Source organism: Sediminivirga luteola (genome assembly GCF_014639315.1).
GTDB lineage: Bacteria > Actinomycetota > Actinomycetes > Actinomycetales > Brevibacteriaceae > Sediminivirga > Sediminivirga luteola.
Map to the genome: position 1 here is coordinate 89,510 of NZ_BMFY01000006.1, position 10,889 is coordinate 100,398.

General features: G+C 70.7%; 5 protein-coding genes. 4 read left to right on the forward strand and 1 reads right to left on the reverse strand.

The features are described 5' to 3' along the window. Positions 1-516 precede the first annotated feature (516 nt). From IEW13_RS08120 to IEW13_RS08130, 3 genes are all read left to right on the forward strand, one after another. Positions 517-2,736, forward strand: coding sequence for a S9 family peptidase (locus tag IEW13_RS08120; RefSeq protein ID WP_188550452.1), 2,220 nt, complete (start codon positions 517-519; stop codon positions 2,734-2,736). Positions 2,737-2,934: 198 nt separating this feature from the next. Further along, on the forward strand, positions 2,935-4,659 hold the full coding sequence (locus IEW13_RS08125; RefSeq protein WP_188550453.1) for an alkaline phosphatase: 1,725 nt from the start codon (positions 2,935-2,937) through the stop codon (positions 4,657-4,659). 273 nt (positions 4,660-4,932) lie between these two features. Beyond that, positions 4,933-7,785 (forward strand): lamin tail domain-containing protein, encoded by a 2,853-nt coding sequence (locus tag IEW13_RS08130; protein ID WP_229745030.1) that lies wholly within the window; start codon positions 4,933-4,935, stop codon positions 7,783-7,785. A 295-nt stretch (positions 7,786-8,080) separates the two neighbouring features. On the opposite strand, the gene IEW13_RS08135 is transcribed toward IEW13_RS08130, so the two are convergent. Then, a complete protein-coding gene (locus IEW13_RS08135; RefSeq protein WP_188550455.1) occupies positions 8,081-9,103 on the reverse strand; it encodes a LacI family DNA-binding transcriptional regulator in 1,023 nt (340 codons plus the stop codon). 169 nt (positions 9,104-9,272) lie between these two features. Here IEW13_RS08135 and IEW13_RS08140 point away from each other — a divergent pair, with 169 nt between their 5' ends. Beyond that, positions 9,273-10,889: an ABC transporter substrate-binding protein gene (locus IEW13_RS08140; protein ID WP_188550456.1), complete on the forward strand. Its 1,617-nt coding sequence runs from the start codon at positions 9,273-9,275 to the stop codon at positions 10,887-10,889.

Here is a 10,889-nt window from a genome sequence, read left to right on the forward strand (position 1 = left end):
GGCAGCGGAGTGCTGCTGCGCTCGGCTCCCCACTGCCGCCTGCGCGTGCGCGGCGGCCGGTCGGCCGGCCGCTGAGGGGCCTGGCCGTTGACTGCTTCGGAAGTGGTCACTGCGATTTCCCAACGTGTTCGGTGCCGGCGCCGTGGTCGGCGGCCGGGGCATTGCGCTAGCGAATCTAGGTGCGGGCCTGTCGGGGGACCCTGGGGCCGGACCCTAGGTGTCGCCGGGAGCTCCCCACCTGCCCGTGAACGGCGCGGACGGCGCCGCGGATACTAGGGGGACTCCCTAGGGGTCACCGGCGTGGGCGCACCCGGCAGCGGGCACTGGACCTCGGGTGCGGGCGCACCTGGAAACGAGCGCTGAACCCTGGGGCGGGCGTACCTGGTGCGGGCACTGAGGTCACATCGGATCAGCAGAACCACATCAGGACACCGGCGGACCACCGGAGCTTCGGCAGGCGGCCTTGGTAGTAGGGTCAGGACAGATTCCGAACCGACCCCGTTGCCAGGAGCGCCCGTGAAACCCGCCGATATCGAGAAGCTCGTCACCCTGTCCAGGCCCTCGCTCGCCCCCGACGGTTCCTTCGCCGTGGTCGCCTCCTCCCGGCCAGACCTGCGTGCCAACCGGAACGTGGGGCAGCTGTGGCGGATCGAGCTGAGGAGCCCCGGCGAAGGAGCCGGCTCGGAGCCCGCTGCCCCGGCGGTTCCGCCCGGGGCACCCGCTGACCGGCCGGGCGCGGACGGGACCGGTGTCCGGCGGCTGACCCGCGGCATCGCCGATGCCTCCCCGCGGCTCTCCCCGGACGGGTCGCTGATCGCGTTCCTGCGTCCCGACGGCAGGGGCCGCCCCCAGCTGCACCTGGTGGAGGCGGCCGGGGGCGAGCCGCTGGCGCTGACGGACCAGCCGCTGGGCGTCGGGGAGTTCACCTGGTCGCCGGACGGCACGCGCCTGGCGTTCCTGGCGCGCGTACCCGAACCGGGACGCTACGGCACCGTCGAGGGGCTCGGCGCCGAGGCCGAATCACCGCGCCGGATCACCGGCATCCGATGGCATGCCAATGGCCTCGGCTACAGCCTGGACCGGCCCGCGCACGTGTTCCTCGTCGACGTGCCGGACCCGGGCTGCGAACCGTCGTACCCTGCCGCCCCCGCGCCTGCCCGCCCGGACGCGCCGGCCACGTCCACGCCGGACGCTGCGCTGCCCTCGCCCCGGGCCCTCACCACCGGCGGCGCCGAGCACTCCTCCCTCGCCTTCACCGCTGACGGACAGCACGTCCTGACCGCCCGTCAGGAGTTCGAGCGGCACGCCCGGGATCTGCGCTCCCAGCTGATCGCCCTCCCGGTCCCCGCGCCCGGCGCCGACGCCGCCGCCGGGGAGTCGGTCGTGCTCGGCCGGGACGCGGGTCTGAGCATCGAGGAGATCGCGGTCGCCGATGACGGCGCGATCGTCCTGCGCGCCCACCAGCCCGGTCCGTCGGGACGTGACTTCGTCGCCCCGGACGTGGCGCTGTGGCTGCTGGCGGACCTCGGTGCCGAGCCGCGCCGGCTGAACGATCCCGAGCACCTGGATGCGGGCACGCCGGGCGGCCCCGTGCTGCCGGCGGACGATGACGTGCTCGTCCCGGTACTCAGCCGCGGGCGGATTCACCTCATGCGGATCACCCGCGACGGCGTAGTCCGGACGGTCCTCGGCGGCGATGTGGAGGTCACCGGCGCCGATGGCGTCCGCACCGCTTCCGGCGTCCGCGTCCTGGCCTCGGCGGCGACCCCGGAATCCGCGGGCGAGCTGCTGTTGCTGGACCTCCCGGCAGCTGCTCCGGAACCCGGAGAAGGCGCTGCCGGCGATGCGCCGGAACCCGGCGGGGCCGCGGCGGCGACGGCCGGCTCCGGCATCGCCGACGCCCGGACCTCAACCGGCGAGGAACGGGCGAGGGTGCTCACCGACTTCGGCGCCGCGCTGCGCCAGAGCGGCGTGGTCGCCCCGCGGGAGCTCGTCGTCGACGGCCGTGACGGCTATCCCGTGCACGGCTGGCTGGCGATGCCGGAGGGCGAGGGGTCCCATCCGGTCATCCTGATGATCCACGGCGGGCCGTACCACGCCTACGGCATCCACGTCTTCGACGAGGTCCAGACCCTGGTGGGCGCCGGGTACGCCGTGGCCTACTGCAACCCGCGCGGCTCGGCCGGATACGGCCGGGCGCACGGGCGCAGTATCCGGCAGGCCATGGGCACGGTCGACTATCACGATGTCCTCGATTTCCTGGACGGGGCGCTGGACGCCGAGCCGCGGCTGGACCGCGGCCGCCAGGGCATCATGGGCGGGTCCTACGGCGGGTACCTCACCGCCTGGACGATCGCGCACGAGCACCGCTTCGCCGGCGCCATCGTCGAGCGCGGCTTCCTGGACCCGGCGAGTTTCCAGGGAACCAGCGACATCGGATCATTCTTCGGCGACGAGTACGTCGGCACCGACCCGGCGGACATCGCCCGGCAGAGCCCCTTCGCGGTGGCGCATCAGGTGCGCACGCCCACCCTGGTGATGCATTCCGAGCTGGATTTCCGCTGCCCGCTGGAACAGGCCACCCGCTACTACACGGCGCTCAAACGCGCCGCCGTGGAGACGGAGCTGCTCGTCTTCCCGGGGGAGGACCATGAACTGACCCGGTCGGGGCAGCCGCGGCACCGGCTGGAGCGTTTCGAAGCCGTCCTGGACTGGTGGGAGCGCTATCTCCGCTGAGGGCATCATCGCAGGTGAGCATATGCGCATGCGTGCATGAATCAGCAAGCTCCCCTGCTCGTTCACCGATAGTTCACCTGTTCTCTTAGCTTTCTCTTACCTTCTGTAATCGAGAGTCAATATCGGCTCGATGGGGTGGGAAGGCCGGCCTCTCCGGGCCGGCGACACCCCCACTCGAGAACGAAGGAAAGAGCGCAGATGAGCTTCTCACGTTCGGTCCGCCGGTGCCTGGGCGCCGGCGCCGCGCTGGCGGTGACCGGTACCGCGGTCATCGCCGCCCCCGCGCTGGCTGACACCGCCGAGCCGCGCAACATCATCGTGATGATCGGTGACGGCATGGGCTACAACCACGTCGACGCGTCGAGCCTCTACCAGCACGGGCAGAGCAACTGGCAGGCCGAGGTGGATCCCGCGACGGGCGCCATCGAGTACGCCGGCTCCTACGGCGAGAACCCCAGCCAGGTGTACGAGCACTACGACGTGCAGCTCGGCATGTCGCACCACTCCCTCGACTCGCCGGTCTACGACGGCGAGGCCGCCTGGGCCGAGTTCGACTGGGCGAAGCAGAATCCCACCGACTCGGCGGCCTCCGGGACGGCGCTGGCCACCGGCGTGAAGACCCATAACGGCTATCTGGGCGTCGACGCCGACCAGCAGCCGGTGGAGAACGTCGCCGAATACGCCGCCCAGACCGGTCGCGCCACCGGTGTGGTCTCCTCGGTGCCGTTCGGCCACGCCACCCCCGCCTCCTGGGGGTCGCACGTGGCCAGCCGCGGCGCCAACCACGAGATCGCCCAGCAGATGATCGACGGCTCGCTGGACGTGGTCATCGGCGCCGGCCACCCGTTCTACGACGATGACGCCCAGCCGCGCGACCCCGAGTGGATCTGGCTGAGCGAAGAGCAGTACACGGCGCTGGAGACGGGGGAGACCGGTTACGCCTTCGTCGACGATTCCGCCGGCCTGGAAGCCGTCGCCAGCGGCGCGGAGGTGCCCGAGCGGCTCTTCGGCCTGGCTCCCGTCGCCGAGACGCTGCAGTACAACCGCACGAGCCTCGCGGAGGCGGAGCCCCGCCGCGACGCCGGCCGGGTGGACGGCGAGCCCATCACGGGCGACGCGCCGCTGCCGTTCGAGACCCAGCTCAACGACGTGCCCAGCCTCTCGGAGCTCAGCAGCGCCGCGCTCAATGTGCTGTCCCAGAACGACGAGGGCTTCTTCACGATGATCGAGGGCGGGGCGATCGACTGGGCGGGTCACGCCAACGCGACCACCGGAAACCTCGAGGAGATGATCGACTTCAACGACGCCGTCGAGACGGTGCACGCCTGGGTCGAGGAGAACTCCAGCTGGGACGAGACCCTGCTGATCGTCACCGCCGATCACGAGACCGGTTACCTGTACGGCCCCGGTGACGGCACCAGCTGGACCACCATGACCGGTGAGCAGGGGCAGCTGCCCGTCGACGGCTGGTACTCCGGGGACCACACCAACCACCTGGTGCCGTTCTTCGCCCACGGCGCCGGCGCGGACACCATCCCCGGCTACGTCCGTGGCACCGACCCGGTGCGCGGGGATTACATCGACAACACCGATGTTGCCCTGCTGGCCTTCGATCTGTGGGCCGCCGACGAGCCGACCGAGCCGTCACCGGAGCCCACGACGGAACCGACCGCGGAGCCCACCACGGACCCGACCGCTCAGCCCACCACGGACCCGACGGCAGAGCCCACCACCGAGCCGCAGCCCGGCGGCGGGCCCGGACCGGGCGATGAGAAGCCCGCCGGACCGGACGACAACGCCTCCGCGCCCGGCAGCCTGCCCCGCACCGGTAGCGAGTTCGCCGGTGCCGCGCTGGCCGCGCTCGCGCTCATCGCCCTGGGCGGCGGCGCCCTCTACCTGGCCCGCCGCAAGCGTCAGGTCTGAGCCGTTCCGCCCGGCCCGGCGCACCTGCGTCGATTCCGGGGTTGTGGGTGGATCCGGGTGGTTGCAACAACAACCACCCGGATCCACCCCGGAAACGGTGCACAACCCCGGAACTATCCCGCTCGCAGGAGCGTCTCGCCGCATTGGTCTAGACCCCTGCCATTCACCGGTAGTTCATCACCGGTTCCGCTTCTCCCCATAGCGTGTCCGAGGCTGACCGCGCGCCGTGCGGGCGCGCGCCTTTCAGACATGAGGAGTACACGAGTGACCCGAATGAGGACGCGCGTCGCTGCCGGCGCCGTGGCCGCCATCGGCGCCCTGCTGGCAAGCAGCGGAGTAGCCGGCATGGCGATGGCCAGTGAAGCACCGGGGGAGCTGCCCCCGATCGCGGTCAACGAGGTGGAGACCGACGAGGACTGGATCGAGATCACCAACACCGGAGACCAGCCGGTCGACGTGTCCGGCTGGGTGGTCAAGGACGACAACGACACCCGTACGCTCGCCTTCCCCGAAGGATCCGTGGTGGAGCCCGGCGGGTTCCTGTCGATCCTCACCGGCGAGGGCGATGCCGGTTTCGGCCTGGGTGCCAATGACGAGGCCCGCATCTTCCTGCCCGACGGGGCGACCCTCGTCGACGAGTTCGCCTGGACGGGGCATCCCGCCACCAGTTACGGCCGCTGCCCCGACGGCACCGGCGAATTCGTCGTCACCGCCGAGCCGACCCGCGACGCGGCCAACGCCTGCGCCGCGCCGGTGGCCGAATCGCTCGTGCTGAACGAGATCTCCACCGCCGAGGACTGGGTGGAGCTGGGCAGCACCGCCACCGTCCCCGTCGATGCCTCCGGCCTGATCCTCGCTGCCGCCGACGGCTCGTGGAGCCAGAGCCTGCCGGCCGGTTCCGAGCTGGCCGCCGAAGGCCACTACGTCCTGGACGCCGAACTGCCCGGCTCCGGCGGGGTGCGCCTGCTGGAAGCCGATGGTGAGACCGTCATCGACGCCTTCGACTGGACCGAGGCCGCCGAGACCAGCTACGGCCGCTGCACCGACCGGTTCGGTGAATTCTCCGTGACCGCGGCGGCGACCCGCGGCACGGCCAACGACTGCGCACCGCCGGCGGCCGCTGAGGCGCTCGTCATCAACGAGGTTGAGTCCAACAACGACGACACCGACTGGGTGGAGCTGTTCCACATCGGCGACGAGCCGGTGGACATCAGCGGATACATCTTCCGCGATGACAACGACAACCGCGGCTACACGCTGCCGGAAGGCTCCATCGTCGAGCCCGGCGACTTCTTCGTCATCGATCAGGCGCAGGGCGTGCGGCCCGGGTTCGACTTCGGCCTGGGAGCCAATGACGAGGTCCGGTTGTTCGCGCCCGACGGCGCCACCCTGATCGTCGAGTACAGCTGGACCGAGCACGCCGCCGTCACCTACGGCCGCTGCCCCGACGGCACCGGAGAGATGCAGGACACCACCGTCTCCACCAAGGGCGGCCCGAACGACTGCTCCACCCCGCTGCGGATCAACGAGGTCGACGGCAAGGACGGCGGCTTCACCGAGCTGATCAACGTCGGCGTCGAGGACGTCGACGCCGGCGGCATGACGCTGCGCACCGCAGCCGGCCAGGAGACGGCCCTGAGCGGTACCCTCGCCCCCGAGGAGTACCTGGTGGTCGAGGAACTGGCATTCCAGGACGCCGATGGGATCGCGCTCCTGGAGGCCGATGGGAACGAGATCGACTCCTACGACTGGACCGGGCACGCTCAGACCAGCTACGGTCGCTGCCCCGACGGGCGCGGCGAGTTCGAGGTGACGGCCGAGGCGACCCCCGGTGCGGGCAATCTCTGCGAGGGCGTCACTCCGGTCTCACCCTGGCCCGGCGGCGAGGAGGTCGTGATCCTGGACGAGGAGGACGACTTCGAGGGCGATCTGAGCGGTCTGATCTACGAGCCCGGTGAGAACGGCGAACTGGGCACGATCTGGGCCGTGGAGAACGGCAACAGCCTGCTGTTCAAGATCCTTCCCGACGGGAACGGCGGCTGGAGCCCGGACGTCGACGAGGAGTGGGCCGGCGGCCTGACCCTGCGGTACCCCGATGGCACCGGGGCGCCCGACTCCGAGGGCGTCACCCTCACCGACGCCGGTGCGGCCGGCGGCGTGTACGTCGGCACCGAGCGCAACAACGCCGAGAGCTCCGTGAGCCGCCCGTCCGTGCTGCGCTATGACATCTCCGACACCAGCGGCGAGCTGGTGGCGACGGATGAGTGGAACCTGGCCGAGGACTTCCCGAACCTGGGCGCCAATCTGGGCATCGAGGGCATCACCTGGATCCCGGACAGCTGGCTGACCGGGCAGGGCTTCCTGGACGAGTCCACCGGTGCCGCCTACGACCCGGCCGCCTACTCCGGTCACGGCGGGGGACTGTTCTTCGTCGGATTCGAGGGCACAGCGGCGGTCTACGCCTACGCGCTGTTCGACGACGGTTCCTTCCACCGCGTGGCGGAGATCCAGAGCTCCTTCGACATCGTCGCCGAGGTCCAGTTCGACCGGGACCGCGATGTCCTGTGGGTCATCTGCGACGACACCTGCCAGGGCCGCACCGCCACCTTCGAGGTGGACGAGGCCGGCGTCTTCGCCGAGACCGCCGTCTACGCCCGCCCCGCGGGCATGCCGGACCTGAACAACGAGGGCTTCACCTTCCTGGACGCGTCCCAGTGCGTCGACGGCCGGGTGCAGACCTTCTACTCGGATGACAACGACACGGACGGCTTCTCGCTGCGTTCGGGCACGCTGAACTGCGCACTGCAGGCCGATCCGGACCCGAGCGATCCGGATCCGAGCGATCCGGGTGCGGACCCGGAGCCGGGGCCGACCGAGCCGGGTGCGGACCCCGAGCCGACCCAGCCGGGCACTGAGCCGAACGAGCCGGGTGCCGATCCGGGCGACGCGGCTCAGCCGGGCGGCGGTTCCGGGCAGCAGCCGAGCGGATCGGACGACCGCGCCTCGGGTGGCGGCACCCTGCCGCGCACGGGCGCGGAGTTCGCCGGCCTGGCGCTCCTGGCGCTGGCGCTCATGGGCGCCGGCACCGCTGCGCTGCGGACGGCGCGCCGCCAGAACGGTCAGTGAGACCGGGCGGCCGTCGGGCCTGAGCCACACCACGCGCCCTCCGGTGCCGGGAACCCCTGTACCGGAGGGCGCGCGGCGTTCACGGGGGACGTGCCGTCACAGCGTGACGTGCCGTAGACGCCCGGGGATCGGGAGCTGCACTGCGGCGTCACCGCTTCGTAGGACAGCTCCCTAGCGACAAAACACCCTGTAAGTGACAGGACACCACCGTAGACGGTGGTGTCCTGTCACTTACAGGGTGTTCTACGATGCAACGCCACCCGGACGTGGGCTCAAGCAGTGTCCGGCCGTGAGCTTAGGCGGTGCCGCGGGTGGAGGACCGGGGGATGACCGCGCCTTCGATCAGGGTGCCCTGGAGTTCGGCGGCGCGCGGGTCGTCGCGCGTGACGGCGTCCAGCAGGGTGACCGCGGCGCGGGCCAGGGCAGAGGGCCGCATGTCCAGCGCCGTGATCCCGGCCGAGCGGGTGTGCTCGGAGTCCGAGGCGGCGGCGATCTCCACGTCCTCCGGAACGCGCAGGCCCCGTTCACGCAGTGCGCGCATGATGCCGGCGGCGTGCCGCCCGGTCAGGCAGTACACCGCCTCGGGCGCGTCCCCGGCCCAGAGCCTCGCCGCCGCCTCCCGGCCGCCGTCTTCGCCCGCGGCCTCCGGCACCCTGAGCAGCACCGGCTCGATGCCGTTCTCCGCGCACCAGGAGTGATACGCCTCGATGGCGTCGAGGTTCCAGGAGTTCTCATCGGTGCCGGCCACGAAGGCGATCCGCTCGGCTCCGCCGGAGGCCAGGGTGCGCAGCATCCGGAGAGTATCGCCGGTGTCGTCCGTGGCGACCCAGGGGATGCGCTCGGAGCGCTGCGGATCGCGCCCGACCGTCACCATCGGCAGATCACGTTCCAGCAGCATCGTGACGATGGGATCGTCGATGACCGGGTCCGTGACGATGTAACCGTCGAGGGACAGGGCGAGGGGCGAATGCGGGCTCCGGGTCAGATCCGGTACCAGCATCAGGCTCAGTCCGAGGTCGGCGGCGGCGTGGGCGGCAGCGCCCGAGAGGCGGGTGAAGTAGTCCACGCCGGAGGGAAGGTAGTCGCCGAGGGCGTCCAGTGGACGGATCACCAGGCCCAGCGCTCCCATGCGTGACTCGCGCAGCGCCCGGGCCACCACATCGGCGCGGTAGCCCAGCTCGGCCGCAGCCTTGCGCACCCGCTCGCGCGTGGCCGGGCTCAGCGTGCCCTTGTCGTTGAGGGCGTGGGAGACGGCCGTGATGGACACGCCGGCGCGCTGGGCGACATCGCGGATGGTCACGCCGGAGCGCCTGGGCATAGGCCACCGTCCTCCCATAGTCCTGATCCGTGCCGGTCCGTCCAGGCTAGCCCAGGTCCAGACTGAGGGTAAATCGTTTTGTAACAGTTGTGTTTCAGTCTTGTATAAAACGTTTTATCACAGTAGCCTCGTCGCAACGTGGCATACATCACAGCACAGGAGCACAGCCATGAACGTACGACAATCCTGCACCGCTGCGGCGGGCATCCTGGCCCTCACCCTGACCGGTTGCGGCGGCGGGGGAGCGGAGCCCGCCGCCCAGGCCGAGGTCGAGCCAGGCTACCTCGCGGTCGCCGATGACACCGCCACCGCCGAGGGGCCGGTCACCGTCCAGGTGGACTACGACTCCCAGGAGGACGGCGGCCTGGACCCGCAGCTGGCCACCACGGCCCGCTCCTGGTCCCTCTTCGGCCTGGTCTACGAGACCCTCGTGACGGTCGATGCGGAGTTCGGCTTCCAGCCCGGCCTCGCCACCTCCTGGGAGCAGCCGGACGAGACCACGTACATCTTCACCATCGACACCTCCGCGCAGTTCTCCAATGGACGTGCCCTCACCGTCGACGATGTCGCGGGCACCCTGGAGCGGCTGAAAGACGGCGTGGGGGTCTGGGCCGGCCAGATCGGACCGGTGGACTCGGTCGAGACGCTTGACGATACCAGGGTCCAGGTCAACCTCAGCGAGCCCTACACCCCCTTCCTGGCGGCGCTGGCAAACTCGCCGGCCGGCATCCTGCCGATGGAGGAGATCGAGTCCGGGCAGGTGGACATCGCCACCGAGATGCTGGGCACCGGGCCCTTCGTGATGGAGAGCCACCGCCAGGACCAGAACTGGGTATTCAGCCGCCACGACGGCTACCGTCACGCCGGGGACGTGCTGATCACCGAGCTGCGGGTGGACATCGTCGGCGAGGACGCCACCCGGCAGGCTGCCCTCCGGGAGGGCAGCACGGCGCTGGCCAACTTCTCCAATGTGGACGCCCTGTCGCTGCTGGCGAACTCCGGGGCCACCATGTACAGCCAGCAGCAGAGCGACTTCTACTACATCCTCATCAACGGGCTGCGCGAGGATTCTCCGCTCAACGATCAGGACCTCCGCTTCGCCCTCAACGCCGCGATCGACCGCCAGGCGCTCTCCAACTCCGCGCTGGCCGGGGAGAGCGCGCCCACCGGCGTGACGCCGTCCAACCTCCCCGGCGCCTGCGATCCCGCCGATCTTCCCTCGGCCGGCGTGGGCGCCGAGGGCGCCGCCGGGCTGATCGAGGCCAGCGGCTACGACGGTGAGCCGCTGGATCTGCTGGTGTACAACTCCGAGCCCGTGCTCGGCCAGATGGCGCAGGTCATCCAGCAGCAGCTGGAGGCCGCCGGCGTCACGGTGAACATCGAACAGCTGGACACCGCGGCGTACTACGAGCGCACCCACTCCACCGTGCCCGGGAACTTCGACATGGCGCTCGGCTGGTACGCCGGCTACGGCGACCCGGCCATGGTGACCCGCTGGTGGAACCCCGACATCGCCGGATTCAGCGCCGCCTTCGCCGGCAGCCATGAGGACCTCAACGGGCTCATCGACCAGGCCGCAGCGGAGTCCGAGCCGGCGGCGCGTGAACAGGTCTTCACCGAGCTGTGCCACACCGTCGACGAGTACTCCGAGATGGTCCCCCTGGTACACCGCCCCGGCATCGTCGGCCTCAACCCCGATCTGCTCACCATGGACCTCGCCGCGAACGAGGGCTACGGCGACTTCCTGCGATACCTGCCCACCGCGCGGCCGGTGAGCGCCGGATGA

What these genes read in the sequence shown, in the direction of transcription:
- IEW13_RS08125 (WP_188550453.1), top strand. Translation starts at nt 2,935, where the DNA reads ATGAGCTTCTCACGTTCGGTCCGCCGGTGCCTGGGCGCCGGCGCCGCG.
- IEW13_RS08130 (WP_229745030.1), top strand. Translation starts at nt 4,933, where the DNA reads ATGAGGACGCGCGTCGCTGCCGGCGCCGTGGCCGCCATCGGCGCCCTG.
- IEW13_RS08135 (WP_188550455.1), bottom strand. Translation starts at nt 9,103, where the DNA reads ATGCCCAGGCGCTCCGGCGTGACCATCCGCGATGTCGCCCAGCGCGCC.
- IEW13_RS08140 (WP_188550456.1), top strand. Translation starts at nt 9,273, where the DNA reads ATGAACGTACGACAATCCTGCACCGCTGCGGCGGGCATCCTGGCCCTC.